We start from the raw sequence: 383 nt of genomic DNA, 5'->3' as shown, positions 1-383 counted from the left end.
GTTGAAGGATACGTCGTTGTTGTTGAAGTTGAAGCCGCGGATCACCAGCGGCGTGGTGTAGCTGGACGCCGACCAGGCGTAGCGCACGGAGGGATCGTTGGCGACGACGTCGGCCAACGTGCGCGCGTTCTGATTGCGCATAAGGTCGGAGGTGTAGCTCGTCTGGTTGAACGGCGTGTTCCTGAAGCTGCGTTCGCCGAGAATGCCGACCTGCCCTCCGGTCGCGACCTGCTCGCCCGCATAGGCCGGCGGCAGGTTGTCGATCGTCGCCTGCGGCGGCACGGCGTTGCCTTGCACCTGGACGGGATCGAGCTGGCGAGCACCCGGCGCCGTCGCGGAGACCCTCTGCAACATGGCGGTGTTGCCGCCGGTCAGCCTGTAGG

1 protein-coding gene is annotated in these 383 nt (G+C 66.1%); it reads right to left on the bottom strand.

Annotated elements, in window-relative coordinates; all coding sequences use genetic code 11:
- Nucleotides 1–383, bottom strand: a 383-nt coding sequence (locus D7Y13_RS44905) for a TonB-dependent receptor plug domain-containing protein (RefSeq protein ID WP_147452804.1), incomplete at both ends; no start/stop codon positions are given.

It is taken from the genome of Corallococcus praedator (assembly GCF_003612125.1).
Classification (GTDB): domain Bacteria; phylum Myxococcota; class Myxococcia; order Myxococcales; family Myxococcaceae; genus Corallococcus; species Corallococcus praedator.
Note: the sequence above shows the minus strand (reverse complement) of the source record. Positions and strands in the feature narration are given on the sequence as shown.